The sequence below is a fragment of the Kitasatospora sp. NPDC052868 genome (genome assembly GCF_044547105.1).
Taxonomy (GTDB): Bacteria; Actinomycetota; Actinomycetes; order Streptomycetales; family Streptomycetaceae; genus Kitasatospora.
On record NZ_JBITZW010000018.1, the window covers coordinates 90,102 to 108,873 of the forward strand.

Genomic DNA, 18,772 nt, shown 5'->3' on the forward strand with positions numbered 1-18,772 from the left:
TCTCACCGGGGACCGACACCGCCCGGCGGCCGCGGCGGGCACGGGCGCGGGCCCACGCCCCAGCGCCGGGAGCGGTACAGCGGGCACCCGGCGCCGGGGCGGTCCGGCCGGGCGCCTATGCTGCGGCGAATGGTGTCCGACCTTAACTCCACGCCCGACCCGCGGAGCGCCTACGCGTACCCGTCGGTCCGTCAGGAACCCACCCTCGCCAGCCCGCTGGCCGATGCGCTGGCCGACCTGGAGGCGGCTCTCGAAGCCGCGGACGGCGAGCGCCTCAGCACCGCGCTCCAACAGTTCGGCAGCCGGCTCGGGCCCGCCGGACCGCAGGAGTCGGCGGCCGTCGGCCCGGCACTGGCCGCCCTGCTGCCCGCCGTCCCGCCGTTCCCGCGCGCGCACCTGGCGATGATGGTGGGCGCCTGCGTCGAGCGCGGCGCCGACCCGGTGGCCTGCTCGGGCCCCGTCCTGGCGGGCCTGCGCGAGGCGCTCACCGGCGCCCTGCGGCTGCTCGACCGGTGGAAGGAGACCGGCGGAGGCCGGCTGCCCGACCCCGACGAGGAGAGTCCGGCCCAGGCCCACCAGCGGATCGAGGACCCGGAGCAGCTCGACGAGTGGAACGCCCACCGGGCCGTGGCCGGCTGGTGGACGCTGCACCTGTGGCAGATGGCCTCGTTCGCGGTGTACTCGCACGCGGCCGTCCGCACCTCGGCCCGGGCGTCCGGGGTGACCGACGTCCTGCTGGAGCTGGTCGGCCGGTACCGCGCGGAGCAGCACGACCTGAAGGGCCTGGCCTACCTGGCCCAGACCCTCGACGACGAGCCGCTGCTGGTGCTGGACCGCCCGACCGGCACCGGCTACCGGCTGCGGATGGACGGCCTGGCGGACAACTTCCAGCTGCACACCCTGCTCGCCGACCTGCTGATCGGCGGCGGCCACCTGCCGGGCACCGCACCCGACCCGGAGGTCGTCGCGCTCAGCCGCACCGAACAGGTGGACGGGCACCGCCGACTGATCGCCCAGGGTTCGTTCAACCTGGTCGCGCCGGACGGCTCCTGGATCTGGAACGAGGGCACCCCCGGCGACATCCCCGTGGTGGACGGGATCCGCACCCTGGTGCTCGACCCGCAGCCGTACGAGCGGAGCTGGTCGGCCGGGCGGTTCATCCAGGAGATCCCCGGCGACCTGCGCCTGGAGCGGGTGCTCACCCCGGCCGAGGCCGCGACGGCGCTGGCCGGGGTCGCGGCGGCCCAGCCGTCCGAACAGGCCTTCCGCTAGGTCCTGCTCCGGGCCTGGCCGATCGATCGGCCGGGCCCGGGCTCTGGATCTGACTCTGGATCTGGCTCAGGCTCAGGCTCAGGCTCAGGCGGCCCCGGTGAACCGGGCCTCGAAGGCGGCCCGGTTCGCCGAGACCGGCGTGCGGTCCCAGACCGCGAACACCACCCGCTCGAAGGCCGCGCCGTACTGCGCCAGCGCACCCTCGAAGGCCTCCGCGACCTGGGCCGGGTCGTTGCCGAACACCCCGCAGCCCCACGCCCCCAGCACCAGCGCCCGGACTTCGTGCTCGGCCGCCGCCGCGAGCACCCGTACCGCCCGCTCGGCGAGCACGCCCCGGACGTCGACCTGCTCCGAGCGCCGCCTCAGCTGGCCGGCGTTCGGCGCGGGCGAGGTCAGGAACGTCACCGGGAAGGGCTGAGCCAGCAACTCGCCCTTCCCGCCGCGGATCACCGGCACCTCGGGCGAGACGATCACCCGGTGGCTGTACGTCAGGTCATCCGACGCCCGGTGCGCCTCGTAGTAGTCCGGCGCCTCCCGCAGGCAGGTGTACAGCAGGGCGCTGCGGCACAGGTCCTCCTCCTGGGCCCGGGCGCCGCGCAGGTAGCCGCCGCCCGGGTTCCGCGCGGAGGCGAAGTTGAGCACCCCGACCCGGCCGGCCCCGGCCTCGACCAGCCGCCGCGCGGCCTGCACGCTGCCCTCGGCCGTCACCTCGACGGCCCCCGCCGCCGAACCCGCCGCCGAACCCGCCAGCGGCCCGGGGCCCCCGCCCCGCAGCAGGCCGTCCAGCGCCTCGGGCGGGTACGAGACCGTCCCGGCCCGGGCCGCCGCCAGCCGCTCCCCCAGCTCCACGAGCTCGCCCCCGGCCGCCCGGTAGCTCCCCCGCTCCGCGATCTCCTCGTTCACCGCTGCCACGTGATGCAGTCTGCTGCTCATGTCCGAGACCGTAGGGGACGCCCCCTCCCCCGCGCCACAGGTTATTCTCACCAGCAGAACAACACCGTGTCGCCAGGCGCCCGGAACGCCGACGGGCCCGCCCCACCGAAGTGGAGCGGGCCCGCCGTGTCAGCAGTCTGACGTCACGTCCGGTACCGGATCCGGCACCGAACCAGGGTCAGGGTCAGGGTCAGGAGTAGTACCCGAACACGTCCGCGATCACATGGGCCGAGTCCCAGGCGCCGTTGAACAGGTTGACCCTGCCGTCCGCACCCACCGGGACCACCACCAGGTTCGGAGTCGTCTGACCCGCCACCCAGTTCAGGTTCGAAGAGTCCGGCCGCACCGCACCCGAGGCCCACGCCGTCAGGTGCCCCGCACCCGCGGGGTCGGTCACCGTCACGTTCAGCACGACCGCCTTCACCCCGGACGCCAGCACCCCGGCCAGACCGGCCACCTGCACCGGAACCGTGCCCTGCGCCGCCACCGGCAGCACACCGGAACGACCGATGCCCTGCCGGGTGTCCAGCAGGCGCTGCGGCGCCACCGCGGAGAACGTCGAACCCGAGGCCGCGTCCGAGTAGTACCCGAACACGTCCGCGATCACATGGGCCGGATCCCAGGCGCCGTTGAACAGGTTGACCCTGCCGTCCGCACCCACCGGGACCACCACCAGGTTCGGAGTCGTCTGACCCGCCACCCAGTTCAGGTTCGAGGACTCCGGCCGCACCGCACCCGAAGCCCACGCCGTCAGATGCCCCGCACTCGCCGGATCGGTCACCGTCACGTTCAGCACGACCGCCTTCACCCCGGCGGGAACGCCCGCCCGGCCGGCCACCGCCAGGGACACCGTGTCCCTGGCCGCCACCTTGGCGGTCCCGGGGCGGCCGACGCCCTGCCGGGTGTCCAGCAGGCGCTCCGGCGCCACCGCGGAGAACGTCGAACCCGAGGCCGCGTCCGAGTAGTACCCGAACACGTCCGCGATCACATGGGTCGAGTCCCAGGCGCCGTTGAACAGGTTGACCCTGCCGTCCGCACCCACCGGGACCACCACCAGGTTCGGAGTCGTCTGACCCGCCACCCAGTTCAGGTTCGAGGACTCCGGCCGCACCGCACCCGAAGCCCACGCCGTCAGATGCCCCGCACCCGCGGGGTCGGTCACCGTCACGTTCAGCACGACCGCCTTCACCCCGGACGCCGGCACCCCGGCCAGACCGGCCACCCGCACCGCAACCGTGCCCTGCGCCGCCACCGGCAGCACACCGGAACGACCGATGCCCTGCCGGGTGTCCAGCACCCGGACCGGGCCGGCGGCGGTGAAGCGCCCCTGCCCCGGCGAGACCGGATCGACCACGGAGTAGGACTGCCGCAGCGTCAGGGAGGTGCTCCGCTGGTAGACGTCCGGCGAGACACTGATGCCCGCCAGGTTCGGCGCGACCCCGGTGAGGTCGATCTCGGCGGTGAGGGAGGACCCGTCCGCGGCCGCGCTCTTGACGGTCGCCGACCGCGACGACGCGTTGTAGAACTGCACCGAGACGAAGTCCTTGGCCGTCAGCCCGGTGCCCTTGAGGGTGAAGGTCGCCGGTCCGCCGGTGAACCCGGCCGAGGGCGAGACCGACTCCAGTGAGGCCTTGGCCCCGCCGCAGTTGCGGGAGTCACAGGTGGCCTGGACGTTGTAGTCGATCGCGGCCGAGCCGGGCTGCAGCGTCAGCAGCATCACGGCCTTGGCCTCGGGCGACTGGAAGCCGATCCGGCAGGCCGCCTTGGTCTCGCCCCAGTTGGTCGAGCAGTAGTCGGACTGGTAGGTCCCCTGGGAGTGGGGGTCGGGTGCCATCAGGCTCACCCGGGGGTAACCGGGGGTGGCGGTGGAGCCCACACCGGTCACCGTGAACTGGTCGTTGGCCTTGACCGGCACGGTGGCGCAGACCGCCCGGTGGTCCGGGGTCAGCCGGCCGGCGAGCGGGCCGAAGGCGACCCGGGAGTCGACCGTCGGGCACTCCGCGGGGAAGCCGGAGTCGGTCGCGAAGCGCCAGACGTCCAGCCGGGAGTCGATCGGGGTGCCGTCGTAGTTGGCCGCCTCGACGATCATCCGGTACTCGATCGAGCCGGTCACATCGCAGTAGTTGGTGAACCGGCCGGCCGTGCAGACCTGCTTGCCCTCGGCATCCAGCACGGTGACGATCGTCTTGCGACCGTCCGCCTCGGTCGAGATCCGCAGCTGGTCGGCCGGGGCCGCCGCGACGCGGGTGCAGCGGGCGTCCAGGTCCGAGGCGATCCGCCCCGGGGTCGGCGCGCCGCCCACCGTGCTGGAGACGGCGTTCTGGCAGTCGCCGCTGCGGGAGACGTCCCGCCGCAGCAGCCGGAAGTCGTTCGGCGTACCGTCGCCGACCAGCAGGGCGGCGTAGTCCTTGGCCGGGTCCAGCGTGCAGAACGCCTCGCTGGAGCCGTAGTTGTACGTCCGGCAGGCCTGCGCACCGGACGGGTCCAGCAGGAAGAGCTCGCCGGCCAGGGAGGCCGGCGGCGTCCCGTTGAGCGAGCTGTAGGAGAAGGCGAACATCTCGCTCGCCGCGTGCCCGCCGGCCGGCACCTGGAAGCAGGTCACCCGGTGGTCGGCGTCCAGCGCGGCGGTGGCGCCCGGCGCCCCCGGGAACCCGCTCTGCGTGAACGGCGCGCAGCCGCTCAGGCCGGCGGTCCGGAACACCGTCACCTCGTACCCGCCGGGGCTGCCCGCGGCCACCAGCAGCCGGTACGGCGCGGTGCCCTTGAGCTCGCAGAACTGCAGGCCCGCACCGCTGCACTGGGTCGCGTTGGTGGCATCGACCACGGTGACGTCGGGGTTGGCGACGAAGCCGTCCCGGTGGCCCGGCAGTACGGCGATCCGGGTGCCGGTGGCGCTGGGCAGCAGGTGGCAGTTGACCTGCGAGGGGTCCGTTAGGCTGCCCGTGAGCGGCCCGGAGACGAGACCGGTGTCGTTGCCGGCCACGCAGCCCGCGGTCTCGCCGGGCTGCCGGAAGACCAGCGAGGCGGGCCGCTGCCGGAGCAGCGCCGTGTACGTTCCCGCGGCGGGGAAGGGGCAGGGGTTGCCCCCGAGGCCGCAGAGGCTGGTGCCGTCCGGCCGGAACAGCGTGAGGATCGCGCCGTAGGCCGGCGACTGGACGACGTAGCCGCCGGCCTTCGGCGCCTGCAGCGTGAAGCACGCGGTCGGCGAGGCGGCGGCCGGGAGCCCGTACGCCTGCGGGGAGAGCGGCGTGCAGCCGACCGGGTTGGAGATCCGGTTGATCGGGAACGAGTACGGGCCGGGCTCGCCGCTGCCCAGGTGGAACAGCACCCGGTACGGGCCGCTGCCGGGCAGCACACAGCCCGGGTTCTCGAAGTCCTGGACGCACAGCTCGGCACCGCTGGCGTCGGTGAGCCAGCGGCCCCCGGCGTCGGCGCCGAGGATCCGCTCACCGGGCTTGGCGTCGATCGAGCGGCAGTCGAGCTGGACGGGCGAGACGGTGCTGCCGGTGATCTCCGGCCGGTCGAAGCCGGTGCCGAGCGGGGTGCCGCAGCCGGCCGTGGCACCCAGCGGGTAGACCGCGACCTGGTGGTCGGTCGGGCCCCACACCCCGGACGGGACGACCACCAGGGAGTAGGTGCCGGCGGTCTTGACGTCGCAGCCGGCCATCGGCGCGTACAGCCACGGGCCGCAGACCGCGGTGCCGGCCGCGTCGTACACGGTGGCCGCGGTGGTGGTCATCCGGATGCCGAGCCGGCCGGGGCCCGCGACGGTGACGGCGTAACAGGCGGAGCCGTCCACCGGGAGGTTGCCGCGGCCGACCGCGGTGCCCGGGTCGCCGAAAGCGGCGAGCGGGAGCGGGGTGCAGTCCTGCTGGCGCACCGGGGGCGCGGCCTGGGTCTTCGGCGGGACGGGCTGGGCGGCGGCCTGCTGCTCCGGCGCACCGGAGGCGGGGGCCGCGCCGGGAGCGGCCTTGGCCGGCCCCTGCGCCGGGCCGGCGGCGGGCGCCGGAGTGGTGGGCGTGGGCAAGGCGGTGGCGGGCGACGCGGGCGCGGGCGAGGCGGTGGCGGCGGGCCCCGGGGTGGTGGTGATGCCCACCGCGCCGGAACCGCCCGTCGACAGCAGCACCGAGGCCGTGGTGGCCAGGGCGACCACCGCACCGGCCAGGGCCCTGCGCAGCTGTGCCGGTCTCGCCGTCCCTCCTCTCCCGGTGTCGGGTACGACGGTTCTGCGACTTGGCACGAGACCCCCCTGGTCCGCGGGCGACTGCACCGGCCCGGGCCGGGCCGGTGACACGGGCAGCGGCGCTCGACACGACGGCGGCCGGCCCGGTCACCTGCGGGGGCGGGAGTGGGGCCGGACAACGGGCGGCGCTCGCTGCGACGACCTTCAGCAATTGTGAAGATCACTCAAATGCGCGCGGATCCTACCACCGGCCGTCCGAGCCCGGAAGGGCCGACGGGACCGGCCTCCGTCGGCGCCCGGAAAGGCCGAAGGGCCCGGCCACCGAAGTGGTCCGGGCCCCAGGGCCTTCACTGTCCCGAAGGGTCAGTTCTTCCAGCGCGGCTTGCGGTCGTCGCGGTTGAAGCCACCGGAGTTGAAGCCACCGGAGCGGCCACCGCGGTCGTCGCCGCGGTCACGGTTGAAGCCACCGGAGGCCTGCGGGCGGCCACCGGAGCGGTGGTCGTCACGACGGGAGAACGGACGGCTCGCGCTGCTGCCGGCGCCACGCTCGTCGCGGTCGCGGCCGAAGGACGGGCGGTCGCCGAAGGTGCGGGCCGGACGGTCGCCGAAGGAGCGGCCGCCGCGGTCGTCACGGTCACGGTTGAAGCCGCCACCGCGGTTGTCACGGTCACCGAAGGAACGGCTGCCGCGGTCGTCGCGGTTGAAGCCGCCGCGCTCGCCACCGCGGTCGTCACGGTTGAAGCCACCGGTACGGCCGCCACGGTCGTCACGGTTGAAGCCACCGGTACGGCCACCGCGGTCATCGCGGTTGAAGCCACCGGTACGGCCGCCGCGGTCGTCACGGTCACGGTTGAAGCCGCCACCGCGGTTGTCACGGTCGCCGAAGGAACGGCTGCCGCGGTCGTCGCGGTTGAAGCCACCGGAGCGGCCGCCGCGGTCGTCACGGTCACGGCTGCCACGGTCGTCACGGTTGAAGCCACCGGAGCGGCCGCCGCGGTCGTCACGGTCACGGCTGCCACGGTCGTAGGCCGGACGCTCGGTGCGCGCCTCGCGGTAGGAGGGGGTGCGCTCCTCCGCCGCCGGGGCGGCGGGATCGGTGGCCGCGGCCTCCGGGGTCTCGGCGGTCGCATCGCCCTCGGCGGCCGGCTCCTCGTCCACGATGCCCAGGTCGGCACGCTCGCGCGCCGCACGGGCGGCGAGGCGGTCGGCCTCCTCGCGCAGCTCGTTGGCGCGGCGCTGCGCGCGCTCCAGCTGGCGGGTCATGTCGGCGAGCTCACGCTCGGCGGCACCGGCGATGCCGGCCGCGCTCTCGGCCTGGACCTCGATCAGCGAGCGGGCGCCGGTGATCTTGGCGACCTCGGCGTCGAAGGCGTGGTCGAGGATGTGGCGCGAGGCGTCGACGCCCGCGTCCTCCATCAGGCGGAAGACGCCGCGGCGCTGGTGCGGCAGCACCAGGGTGACGACGGCGCCGGAGCGGCCGGCGCGGGCGGTGCGGCCCGAGCGGTGCAGGTAGTCCTTGTGGTCGCCGGCCGGGTCCACGTTCAGGACGAGGTCGATGCCGTCGACGTGGATGCCGCGGGCGGCGACGTCGGTCGCGACGACGACGTTGACGTAGCCGTCCTTGAAGTCGCCGAGGACGCGGGTACGGGCGCCCTGGGTCATCCCGCCGTGCAGCGCGTCGGCCTTCACGCCGGCCTCGATGAGCTGCTCGGCGACGCGGTCGGCGCCCATCTGGGTGCGGACGAAGATGATCGTGCGGCCCTTGCGGGCGGCGATCGCGTTGGTGATCGGCGCCTTGTCCTTGGGCTTCACCACGAGGATGTGGTGGGTCATGGTGGTGACCGCGCCGGCCGACGGGTCGACCTCGTGGGTGACCGGGTTCTTCAGGTAGCGCTTGACCAGGGTGTCGATCTCGTTCTCCAGGGTGGCGGAGAACAGCAGGCGCTGGCCGCCGGCCGGGACCTGGTCGAGGATCTCGGTGACCTCGGGCAGGAAGCCCATGTCGGCCATCTGGTCGGCCTCGTCGAGCACGACGGTGCGGACGTCGCCGAGCTTGGCGCTGCCGCGGTTCAGCAGGTCGCGCAGACGGCCGGGGGTGGCGACGAGGACGTCGACGCCGCGCTCCAGCGCGTAGATCTGGTTCGACATCGAGGTGCCGCCGCAGACGACCTTGAGCTTGAGGCCGAGCACCGAGCCGAACGGCTCCAGGGCGTCGGCCACCTGCATGGCCAGCTCGCGGGTCGGGACGAGGATCAGGCCGCGCGGGTGCTTGGGCTTGGTGCGCTCGCCGTCGGCGAGGCGGGTCAGCAGCGGGAGGCCGAAGCTGAGGGTCTTGCCGGAGCCGGTGCGGCCGCGGCCCAGCACGTCCTTGCCGGCCAGGGCGTCCGGGATGGTCGCGGCCTGGATCGGGAACGGGGTGGTGACGCCGCGCTTGGCGAGGGCGCGCACGACGTCGTCGTGCAGGCCCAGGTCGCCGAAGGTGATGGTCGGCTCGGCGGGCTCGGTGGCCTCGTCGGCCTCGACCTCGTCGGCGTCCAGGTCGGCGTTTCGGTCGATGTCCTGCTCGATGTCGACCAGGTCGACCTCGGGGGCATCGGTGGTGGTGACATCGGCGGCGGACTCGCTCGCGGGCATGGCGAAGCGGGCGTCGTCAACGAGAGACATGCAAAACCTTCCGGAAGTGGCACGCGCCAAAGTCCGGGTTCTGTTTCACAACCGCCTCTATGCGGTCAGCCACGGATCGCCGGAACGCGCCAAGGGCGCCAGATGGGAATTAGGGCGCCAATCAAATGAATCAAACGAACGATCTACCACCATAGGCGAACTTGGGGATCAGAGGCAAATGCGCTGGCCAGGGCACTAATGTCCGCCCGCGGCCGGGCTCGGCGCCGACGATCCGGAGTTGCCGCCGGAACCACCGCCGGAGTTGCCGCCCGGGCCGGTGGCGGAGGGCTCCGGGAGCGACGGGACGGTCGGAGCGGCCGAGGTGTGCTCGGGCTCGGGGGAGGCCGGGGGCCGGGTGGTGGGGCCGCCGGCCGGGGTGCTGGCCGAACCGCCGCCGGTGCCGCCCGCCGCGCCGCCCGCAGGCCCGCCCGCCGACCCGCCCGGGCCGCCGGTCGCCCCGCCGGAGGAGGTACCGGTGGCCGGATGGGGTGCGGGGCTGGCACTCACGCCCCCGGCCCCGCCGTTCGCGCCCGGCGCGGTCTCCTCGGGGGGAGCGCCCGGCACGGGCACCGCGCCCGCGACCGCGGCGTTCACCCCGGGGCTCGCCTCACCCGGTACCGGGGTCGCGCCCGCCGCGGGCGCGTTCTCGGCCTGCACGCCCCCGGGCCGCTCCGAGCGCCCGGCACCGACCTGGTGGGCGCCCGGCGAGGCGGAGGCCCCGCCGACGGCCTTGGCCGGGGTCCCGGCCTGTCCGACCGGGACCACGCCGTGCTTCTCGTCCGCCGCCGGCCCCACCGACATGCACCCGGTGAGCCCGAGCCCGGCCACCGCCAGCACCGCCGCCGCCCGCACCACGCCCGTCCGCACCGCCGCGGCGCGCGGATCCGGCACCCGGACGGGCACCTCGCGCACGGGCACCTCGCGGACCGGCACCTCTCGGACCGGCACCTCTCGGACCGGCACCTCTCGGACGGGCGCCTCTCGGACGGGCGCCTCGTGGACCCCTGCCCTCCGCCGATCAGCCGCGCCGTCGCGGTCACCCGCCATCCGGTCACCCACAACCCGAGCACCCGCATCCCGAACCGCACGCATCGCACGCACCGCCGCCACCGAGCTCCCTCTCGTACCGCCCCACCCGGGCCGCCCGCCGTGCGCGGCCACTTTCGGTGCCCAACGCGCGCCCGCCCGAAGGGGACACGGGCAGCGCCGCAGGAAGGCGCCGACCGCCATCCAGCCGGCCCAACCGCCGCGGTTCAAACCTCCCCGGACCGGGCGGCCCCGTCGGGACGGGCCGGCGCCTCGGCCCCGTCGGGACGGGCCGGCGCCTCAGCCCCAGAGCGCCGAGGCGAGCCCCGCCCCCGCGTACACGGCCGCCAGGCCCACCGCCAGGCTCCCCGCCACGTTGGCCAGCGCATAGCGCCCGGCGCCGCTCTCGGCCAGCCGCAGTGTCTCGTACGAGAAGGTCGAGTACGTGGTCAGCGCCCCGCAGAAGCCCGTCCCGACCAGCAGCCGGACCTGCGAGGACGCGGCGCCGGCCGCCACCGCACCGGTCAGCAGGCCGAGCACCAGGCAGCCGACCGCGTTCACCGCGAAGGTGCCCCACGGGAACACCGAATCGTGCCGCGCCTGCACCGCCCGGTCGCTCAGGTACCGCAGCGGCGCGCCCACCATCGCCCCGGCGACCACCAACAGCCAGTTCACTCCCCCGCCCCCTCCCGCGGCTGCGCCGCCGTCCCGCCCCGGCCGACGTACCGCACGACCTCGCACGGGTCGAGCACCACCAGCCCCTCCGCCACCAGGCCGTCCAGCTGCGGCAGGAAGCCCCGCACCCGCTCCTCGGTGTCCACGATCACCACCGCCACCGGCAGGTCCTCGCTCAGCGACAGCAGCCGCGCCGTGTGCACCAGCGACGAGGCCCCGAACCCCTCGATCCCCCGGAACACGCTCGCCCCGGCCAGCCCGGCGGCCCGCGCCCGGTGCACGATCTCGCTGTACAGCGGGCGGTGGTGCCAGCGGTCGTTCTCGCCGACCAGCACGGTCAGCCGCAGCGCCGGCCCGGACAACCCGGTCATCGCGAACCCCCGGCCCCGCGCCGGACCAGACGGCGCGTCAGCGCGACCGCCGCCCACACCGCCCCCAGCGCCGCCAGCAGCGTCAGCCCCAGGTACGCCAGGCCCGCGCCGGGCCGGCCCTCCTCCAGCAGCTGCCGGGCGTCCACCGCGTACGTGGAGAAGGTGGTGAACCCGCCGAGCACCCCCGTCCCGAAGAACGGCCGCAGCAGCGGGTGCGCGGGCCGCCCCTCCGTGATCACCACCAGGAAGACCCCGATCACCGCACAGCCCGCCACGTTCACCAGCAGCGTCGTCCACGGGAACCCGGCCGGCCCGGTCGGCCAGAGCAGCCCGGCCCCGTACCGGGCCGACGCCCCGATCGCCCCGCCCAGCGCCACGACCGCCACCGCCGGCCCCTGCCCGCGCAGCACCGAAGGCCGCCGCGGGGCCGCGCCCGGGCCGGCCCCCGTCCGCACCGCGCCGCCCACCGCACCGTCCGAGGTCGCCATACGCCCATGAAACACCTGCCCCGACCGCCTGGCACACCGTCACCCCAGACCCGACAATGATCCGGTGGAGATGACCCGGGAAGAGTTCGAGACGCTGGTCGGCGACGCCCTCGACCAGATTCCCCCGCAGCTCGCGGCCATGATGGACAACGTCGCGGTGTTCGTCGAGGACGAACCCGACGCCACCGACCCGGAACTCCTCGGCCTCTACGAGGGCACCCCCCTCACCGAGCGCGGCGAGTGGTACGCCGGCGTCCTGCCCGACCGCATCATCGTCTACCGCGGTCCGACCCTGCGGCAGTGCGAGACCCGCGAGCAGGTGGTCGAGGAGGTCCGCACCACGGTGATCCACGAGGTCGCCCACCACTTCGGCTTCGACGACCACGAGCTCGACGAACTCGGCTGGTCCTGACCCCGCCCCCGACGGCCCCGCCCCCACCCGGCCGAAACCCGTTTTGGCGTTCCGCCCGAGATCCCATATGCTTCTCGACGTCCCCGAACGCTGGAAACAGCGGGACAGGCCGCAAGCCCTCATCGTCTAGTGGCCCAGGACGCCGCCCTTTCAAGGCGGTAGCACGGGTTCGAATCCCGTTGGGGGCACGCAGTACCGTAGTAAAGTCAGTGCCGCAAGACCTAGTGGTTCACGCCACACAAGGTCCCGTGGAGCAGTTGGTTAGCTCGCCACCCTGTCAAGGTGGAGGTCGCGGGTTCAAGTCCCGTCGGGATCGCTCGTCTCGCAGGAGACGGTGCAAATGCAGTACGGCCAGGTAGCTCAGTTGGTACGAGCGTCCGCCTGAAAAGCGGAAGGTCGCCGGTTCGACCCCGGCCCTGGCCACCAGTCTTGACCAGGCACGATGCCCTCGAAGCAGATCGCTTCGGGGGCATTTTCGTGTCGGTTGACGCCAACGCTGAGGCCAACGGGTCCGAATCGCGGCGAACCCGGGCAGCCGCGGCGGTCACTCCGGCAATGGGCACCATACGACGTCGATCACATGGGATCGGCGCCTGTCCACTCCGTCTCCTCCCGAGGCCGAGCGAATAACGCGCACCGGTGCGCCACCAACGCAGTAGCGTGCACCCCATGACATGGCGGGGACCGACGTATCGGATGGTGGACGGAGAGAGGGTCGACGGGGTCTGGTGCCACGTCTGGCAGCAGAGCCGATGGGATGGGGAGTACTTCCTCGACGATCTGGTCGTCTTCGCGGACGGCGCGGTCAGGTGTCAGGAACGGACCGACCTGCCCGGCCTGGAGAAGCTCCTGACCTCGGGCCGAATCGCCGTGACACGTCCCGGGGCTCCCGATCTTCCTGACGAACCCTCGAAGTGGCGCTCCCGCCGCGGTGAACCGTTGACCCCGGAAGGGTTCCTGAGCGAGGTCGCCGACAAAATCGAGGAGCTCAACGGCCGACCGACCGCCGGACAGCGCTGCTGGGAGGCGATCCAGCGCTACCAGCAGGAACCCGGCGAGCCGTACCGCGGGCTGCTGCGGGAAGCCTACCGGGCCGTCCCGCCGCACCGCCGGATCTACGTCCTCGGCGACATGGACCGCCAGGATCGCCCCCTGCGGATCCTGCTCACCGATGTGGGTGAGGCCGTGGACGGCGACGGTCCGGTGGTGACGGCGGACATGCACCGGGAGGTGCTGAACTACTTCCACCGCGTTTACGACGGTGTCGCCCGCGAACAGGAGCGGCGCGCTGTCCAGTACGCCGATGATCCGACCGGGCCCGGCCGAGCGGCCGTGATCTCCCACCAGACGGTCTACCCGCAGGGCTGGCCCGAGGTGCTGGACCTGTTCGTGCTGCGCAACGACTACCCAGTACAGATCGTCTTCGTCGGCGAGACCTACCCCTCTGTACTCCACGGCTACTGGGCCCTGTCGGCAGCCGACGACGCCGATCGCCTGCGGATCCGGGAGGCGCCGTCCGGTCGGGAAGCACACGATCTAGGTGGCCGGGCGGCCCAGCGGGCAGATTGGCCCACCCTGCGGCTCGCGGTCATGGCCGGGCTGCTGCGCGCGAAGTTCACCCAGCACCCCGAGCTCGCCGACATCCTTCGCTCCACCGGAGACGCGAGGATCAGCTACACCGGCTTCTCGGACTCCCCCTTCTGGCGGGACGCCCCCGACAGCCGCGGGCGGAACTGGATGGGGCGCCTGCTCGAACTGGTCCGATCCGAACTCGTCGCCGGGCAATCGCTCAGCGGCCACCGTGATCCCGAGCTGTCACAACAATGATCAGAAAGCCCACAAGCTCACCCGCAACCGGGCGTACCCGTTCAGGGGAGGTCGACGACCGAGACTTGGCCGCGCACCTGGCCATCCAGGCATTCATCGAGATCCGGTCCCTGGCCGGCCGCGCTCAGCGGCCCCCGGAAGAGGTCTCGTCCGCCGAGACCCTCGACCGCATCAGACTCCTGGCCGACCTGGGCCACAACCTGCCCGTGGGCGACGCGCCGCGCGCTCGGCGTCCCACCCGCGGGAAGCCCGACAGTAGGCGAGAGCGGGCGATGAGGGAACGGCCGATGAGCTGGCTCTGGAACACAGCCAGCCCGGAGAAACGAACCTGGGTCCTTTCGCACGTCGTGGAGATCGGGCTCCAGTGGACTCCCCCGCCTCCGCTCCCGACCCCGCGCAAGGGAGTCCCCCCGCTCAGCACCCGCCAGCGCATAGGTTTGCTGGCAGGCTGGCCGGTGAAGACCCCCTCCGGTCGTCAGCCGCTCCCCCGCGAGGCGCGAGTCCTGAAGGCTCTGGACAGCGACGCGATCTTCGCCCTCCACGAGGAAGCCGGACGCCTGCGGCTGGGCCTGGGCGGGAGCAGTCCCTGGCTGCAAGCTCACCTCGACCCCAGCGGTCCCCACTACCTTCTTCCTGATCCGGCGGAGTACTACTGGCCGAACCCCGAGGCGGGACGACCTTGGTGGCAGTGCCGCGTGCTCCTGACGATGATCGACGGCGAACAGGTCAGCAGCATGCTGGCCGTACTTCCCGAGACCTTCGCCGCCCTGCCCTCGACCGTGCCGCGCTTCAGACAGCACCGTCTCGCCAACGTCGCCCGCGCCACCGAACGTGACACCGGTCTCTGGGGCCGTGATCACAAGCCACACTGCGGCCCGAAGCAGTGCGGATACATCCGCGCCGACGGGGAGACCACCTCGACCTGACCGCTCCGCCCGACCGGTCACGGTCAGCGGAGGAACATGTCGGTTGGGTTGGGCCCCTGTAGCGGGGTCCAGCTCCGCCTTCCGGTTGGTCACCGTCCCGGGAAGGGGTTGCAAAGTGACGACTTCACTGGTGTCGGTGCCATCGCCGTACCGGGCCCTGAAGGCCATGTAGTCGCTGAGGAGACGGGTGCTCCTGAGGGCCTCGGCCCTGATCCAGTCGACCTGGGACGACGACGTGGCGGGCAGCGGTCGGCGAGCCAGCCGCCCACCCCCCCCCCTGGCGCAATCGGCGCCAAGCGGCTGGGCGGCGTCAAGAACATGACCGCCGGCCTCCGCCGCAACGCACACAACGCCTGCCGACCCCTTGCGTTCCTCGGCCCCTGATCACAAACCGGACGTCATCCAGTCTTTGCCGAAGCCCTGGGTCCGACGGCTGAGGTTCATCTACTCTGTCGTCATGGCATGCAGGGTATGTGGACTCGGTGGGCACAACAGTCGCACATGTCCGGGTGAACACCCCACGTGTCCGAACTGTGGTAAGCCGACAGCCAACATGAGTGACTACTCCGAGCGACACGACAGCGATTACTGCTCTCCGTTTACGTCCTCCGACTGCTGGGGTGACGCGCGGTGACATCGCTTGTCTGTACAGGGTGTGATGATCCCGTCGAGAACGATACTGACTGGGACGACGAGTCTCAGATGTGCAACGCTTGTTATGAAGTCAGCGGCGGCCCCGCGTACTGCTGCGGCGTTTTGTACGACGATGGCGAAGACACCTGTAGGAGTTGCGGCGACCCGCTTTAAGTGGCTGTTGTGCTCCAACGTTTGGATCGCGGGCCTGCGACGCAACGCCCGCGATCCCCGATGACCCCTCGCACTCCTCGGCCTGGAATGATCACAAACCGGCTCTCGTCCTCGCTGCACAGGTCCAGAACGAGGTGAGTCCTGGTCGTCCATGCCTCGACGCACTCGTCGAAGCAGTACGGCTCCAGCGCCCGCAGCGGGAGCTGCCCCTTGGGCAAGCGCAGGGTCACCTGATGGGTGCCCAGTTGGTCAGGTAGAGGTGGGCGTCGTAGTACCGCTCCACCATCAGCCGAGGGTCGCCGCGGAAGCCGCCCCACTGATATTCGTTGGTGAAGCTGGTCGCGGTGATCCGGGCTCGGGTGGACAGCCACCTCAGCTGCTCCTGCTCGTCGCTGGTGAGCGGCCGATCGATCGCCAGGAACTCGTAGTACCGGTACTCACTCATCGCTGCGACCCTAGCGGGAATGCCGGTGCTCCAGCCGTTAGGGCGGCGGGGGCCACCGGCGCTCGGTCTCGGCCGCGCGCCGTAGGGGGCTTGTTTCCCCGCAATAACACCATGCGCACACGCACGACCGTCTAAGGTGAGGCCCAAGCGGGCGATGGGCCCGTCTGGACGCGCCCGGGGGGACGCATGCCAAATCCTGATCTGGCCTCACAGTTCACGGTGAATCCGGCCGCGCTGGAGGGCTGCGGGCAGAGTGCCCAGCACATCGCGCAGCAGGTACCCGGCGAGACCACGAAGATCGTCGGCCCGAGCGACCAGGCGTCAGCGGCGCTGAAGGGCTGGCGTACCGCCGGAGCCCTGCACGACTGCTCCGCGAACTGGAAGACCCTGCTCGACAAGCTCTCCGTCGAGATGGCCGGCTGCGGGACGAGGCTGGTCCAGACCGCCGCCGGCTACCGGCAGGGCGAGCAGAGCGTCTACGCGCACCTGCAGGGCGGCAATCCGACCGCAGGCTCGGGGTCGAAGGCCGCAGCCGTACCGGACCCCTGGGGGACGGTGGTTGCGGGCGAGGCGCATTCCACCGCCGAGCGAAAGGCCCGGTAGCCGTGGACATCGCCACCCTGCAGAACGCCAACATCAACAACCTCACCAGCGCCAAGACCGCCTACGACTCCCTGTCCACCGCCTTCGGCCGGCACATCGAGGACTGGCAGCGCGAGGTCACCGACCGCCTGGGCGGCTCGCACTGGACCGGGGCCACGTCCGACAAGGCCCAGACGGAGATCAAGGCCCTGGGCGCCAAGCTCCAGGCCGCCCGCCAGGAGCTCGCCTTCGTCGGCCGCGCCCTCGCCGACGCCGCCGAGGGCTTCGCGGCAGCCCAGGCCCACCTGATCAGCGCCCTCGACGACGCCAAGGCGAAGAGGTTCGCCGTGGCCCCCGACGGCCGCATCAGCTGGGACAACGAACCCTCCTCCGCCGGCTACGCCGGAACCGACGCCGAGGCGAACGCCCGCGAGATCGGCAAGCGGATCACCGCCGCCCTGAACGAGGCCGCCCACGCCGACCAGGAGATCGAACAGCGACTCAGCCACCTCTCCTACAACGCGAGCAGCGGCACCGGTCTGGACAGCGCCACCGTGCAGGCGGACCAGGCCGCCGTGGCGGCCCGCGACCAGGTCCCCGCGACCGGCACGAACCCCGACGACGTCAAGCGCTGGTGGGACGGCCTCACCGAGGCGCAGCAGCAGCGCTTCGTCCTCAACCACCCCGACCAGGTCGGCAACCTCGACGGCATCCCGGCCGTCGCCCGGGACCAGGCCAACCGCATCGCCCTGAAGCACAGCCAGGAGGACCTCAAGCTCCAGCTCCTCCAGCTGGGCCCCCAGCCGCCCGAGAAGATCGCGGGGGTGAACGGCGCCGTCACCAACCCCGACTTCATGGCGTGGGACGCCAAGAACCACGACCTGCGGGAGAAGCTCAAGTCGCTCGACGCCATCGAGAGCCGGCTGACCGGGGACAAGCTGAAACTCCGTGACGGTGCCCCGGCCTTCCTGCTCGGCCTGGACACCAAGGGCCGTGGGCGGGCGATCGTGTCGGTCAACAACCCCGACACCGCGGACAACGTGCTCACCTTCGTCCCCGGCACCTCGGCCCGGCTCGCCACGGCCCCCGGGGACGTGGACAAGGCCGACGAGATGGTGAAGGCCGCGAAGCTGGCGGACGGCTCCAAGACCACGGCGGCCCTCGCCTGGGTGGGCTACGACGCGCCGCAGAACCTCTTCCCCGACGCGGTGCGGGACGAGTTCGCCGAGAACGCGGAGAAGGACCTGGCCCGGTTCCAGACCGGACTGCGCACCACCCACGAGGGCGCACCGTCGCACAACACCCTCATGGGCCACAGCTACGGCAGCACCACCGTCGGCTTCACCATGCGGGACCACAAGGTCCCGGTCGACGACGTCATCCTCGTGGGCAGCCCGGGCGTCGGCGTCGACCACGCCAAGGACCTGAACATCGACCCGTCCCACGTCTACGTGGCACGCGGGAGCGAGGACACCATGATCAAGAACGCGGCGGGCACCAGCCTCCTGTTCGGGATGGATCCGATGGACACCCGGTTCGGCGCACAGCACCTCAACGCCGGGGACACCGACCACTCGCACTACTGGCGGGAGAACTCGCCGTCGGTAACGGCGTTCGGCGAAGTCGCGGCCGGAACAAGGAAGGCCGGATGAGTGCCGTGCACCGCAACCGAAGGCTCGGTCCGGCCGTCGTCGTCGTGCTGGCGCTGGTGCTGGCGGGGTGCAGTGTCGAGTCCAATCGGCCGACGATGACGCGGGCCGAGGCGAAGGCGCAGACCGAGGAGTACGTCGCTCAGGCCGTGGGCGCGTTTCCGCAGCCCGTCACCCCCGTCGCGGAGCGGGACAACGACGGCGTGTGCTTCAAGAACGACGCCCCCTCCGAGTACGACGGCAAGGTCACCGCCGTCACCGCACGGAACCTGACCGGGGTGCCGGTGGACCGGCATCCGGAGTACTTCGCGGCCTTCCGCGCCCAGGTCGAGGCCATGGGCTTCAAGCTGAACGACGCGTCCGCCGACTTCGACCACGCCCTCTTCTTCACCAACCACGCGAACGGGTTCACCGCGTCCTTGATCGAGATCGGCGACGGCCAACGCACCCTGAACGTCGGCTTCGCCTCCCCCTGCGTCTGGCCGGAGGGGACGAGGCCGGCCGAGTAGGGC

General features: G+C 72.5%; 15 protein-coding genes and 3 tRNA genes. 10 read left to right on the forward strand and 8 right to left on the reverse strand.

All coding sequences use genetic code 11. The annotated features are described in order from the left end of the window. Positions 1–129: 129 nt before the first annotated feature. Complete coding sequence (locus tag ACIGZJ_RS26645; RefSeq protein ID WP_396459589.1) at positions 130–1,272, forward strand: hypothetical protein; 1,143 nt, start codon at positions 130–132, stop codon at positions 1,270–1,272. Between the two features lie 84 nt (positions 1,273–1,356). On the opposite strand, the gene ACIGZJ_RS26650 is transcribed toward ACIGZJ_RS26645, so the two are convergent. The 7 genes from ACIGZJ_RS26650 to crcB (ACIGZJ_RS26680) form a co-directional block, all read right to left on the reverse strand. Next, positions 1,357–2,205: a TIGR02452 family protein gene (locus tag ACIGZJ_RS26650; RefSeq protein ID WP_396459590.1), complete on the reverse strand. Its 849-nt coding sequence runs from the start codon at positions 2,203–2,205 to the stop codon at positions 1,357–1,359. Positions 2,206–2,395: 190 nt separating this feature from the next. Beyond that, on the reverse strand, positions 2,396–6,445 hold the full coding sequence (locus tag ACIGZJ_RS26655; RefSeq protein WP_396459591.1) for a hypothetical protein: 4,050 nt from the start codon (positions 6,443–6,445) through the stop codon (positions 2,396–2,398). A 306-nt stretch (positions 6,446–6,751) separates the two neighbouring features. Beyond that, complete coding sequence (locus tag ACIGZJ_RS26660; RefSeq protein WP_396459592.1) at positions 6,752–9,052, reverse strand: DEAD/DEAH box helicase; 2,301 nt, start codon at positions 9,050–9,052, stop codon at positions 6,752–6,754. A 195-nt stretch (positions 9,053–9,247) separates the two neighbouring features. Beyond that, complete coding sequence (locus tag ACIGZJ_RS26665; RefSeq protein ID WP_396459593.1) at positions 9,248–10,000, reverse strand: hypothetical protein; 753 nt, start codon at positions 9,998–10,000, stop codon at positions 9,248–9,250. A 378-nt stretch (positions 10,001–10,378) separates the two neighbouring features. Next, positions 10,379–10,753, reverse strand: a complete 375-nt coding sequence (gene crcB, locus ACIGZJ_RS26670) for a fluoride efflux transporter CrcB (protein WP_396459594.1) — start codon at positions 10,751–10,753, stop codon at positions 10,379–10,381. After that, positions 10,750–11,124 carry a DUF190 domain-containing protein gene (locus tag ACIGZJ_RS26675; protein WP_396459595.1) on the reverse strand — a complete coding sequence of 125 codons (375 nt, stop codon included), beginning with the start codon at positions 11,122–11,124 and terminating at the stop codon, positions 10,750–10,752. Before ACIGZJ_RS26675 ends, crcB (ACIGZJ_RS26670) begins: the two co-directional genes overlap by 4 nt. Beyond that, positions 11,121–11,612, reverse strand: a complete 492-nt coding sequence (crcB, locus tag ACIGZJ_RS26680) for a fluoride efflux transporter CrcB (protein ID WP_396459596.1) — start codon at positions 11,610–11,612, stop codon at positions 11,121–11,123. Before crcB (ACIGZJ_RS26680) ends, ACIGZJ_RS26675 begins: the two co-directional genes overlap by 4 nt. 70 nt (positions 11,613–11,682) lie before the next feature. Between crcB (ACIGZJ_RS26680) and ACIGZJ_RS26685 the strand changes: the two genes are divergently transcribed. The 6 genes from ACIGZJ_RS26685 (at position 11,683) to ACIGZJ_RS26710 (ending at position 14,777) form a co-directional block, all read left to right on the forward strand. After that, positions 11,683–12,024 carry a metallopeptidase family protein gene (locus tag ACIGZJ_RS26685; RefSeq protein ID WP_396459597.1) on the forward strand — a complete coding sequence of 114 codons (342 nt, stop codon included), beginning with the start codon at positions 11,683–11,685 and terminating at the stop codon, positions 12,022–12,024. A 115-nt stretch (positions 12,025–12,139) separates the two neighbouring features. Further along, positions 12,140–12,212 (forward strand) — tRNA-Glu (locus ACIGZJ_RS26690). A gap of 54 nt (positions 12,213–12,266) precedes the next feature. After that, a tRNA-Asp gene (locus ACIGZJ_RS26695) sits at positions 12,267–12,340 on the forward strand. 33 nt (positions 12,341–12,373) lie between these two features. Then, positions 12,374–12,450, forward strand: a tRNA-Phe gene (locus ACIGZJ_RS26700). Positions 12,451–12,663: 213 nt separating this feature from the next. Continuing rightward, the gene (locus tag ACIGZJ_RS26705) at positions 12,664–13,851 is read left to right on the forward strand and encodes an NADAR family protein (protein ID WP_396459598.1); all 1,188 of its coding nucleotides are present in this window, start codon (positions 12,664–12,666) and stop codon (positions 13,849–13,851) included. Between the two features lie 65 nt (positions 13,852–13,916). Further along, on the forward strand, positions 13,917–14,777 hold the full coding sequence (locus tag ACIGZJ_RS26710; RefSeq protein WP_396459599.1) for a hypothetical protein: 861 nt from the start codon (positions 13,917–13,919) through the stop codon (positions 14,775–14,777). A 1,033-nt stretch (positions 14,778–15,810) separates the two neighbouring features. Here the strand turns inward: ACIGZJ_RS26710 and ACIGZJ_RS26715 are convergent. Beyond that, on the reverse strand, positions 15,811–16,029 hold the full coding sequence (locus tag ACIGZJ_RS26715; RefSeq protein ID WP_396459600.1) for a hypothetical protein: 219 nt from the start codon (positions 16,027–16,029) through the stop codon (positions 15,811–15,813). A gap of 186 nt (positions 16,030–16,215) precedes the next feature. On the opposite strand from ACIGZJ_RS26715, the gene ACIGZJ_RS26720 reads away from it, so the two are divergent. The 3 genes from ACIGZJ_RS26720 to ACIGZJ_RS26730 are packed head-to-tail and all read left to right on the forward strand — an operon-like array spanning position 16,216 to position 18,769. Further along, entirely contained in the window at positions 16,216–16,632 is a 417-nt protein-coding gene (locus ACIGZJ_RS26720) for a hypothetical protein (protein ID WP_396459601.1), read from the forward strand. A gap of 2 nt (positions 16,633–16,634) precedes the next feature. Beyond that, entirely contained in the window at positions 16,635–18,263 is a 1,629-nt protein-coding gene (locus tag ACIGZJ_RS26725; protein ID WP_396459602.1) for an alpha/beta hydrolase, read from the forward strand. Next, complete coding sequence (locus tag ACIGZJ_RS26730; protein WP_396459603.1) at positions 18,260–18,769, forward strand: hypothetical protein; 510 nt, start codon at positions 18,260–18,262, stop codon at positions 18,767–18,769. Before ACIGZJ_RS26725 ends, ACIGZJ_RS26730 begins: the two co-directional genes overlap by 4 nt. The last annotated feature ends 3 nt before the right edge of the window (positions 18,770–18,772 follow it).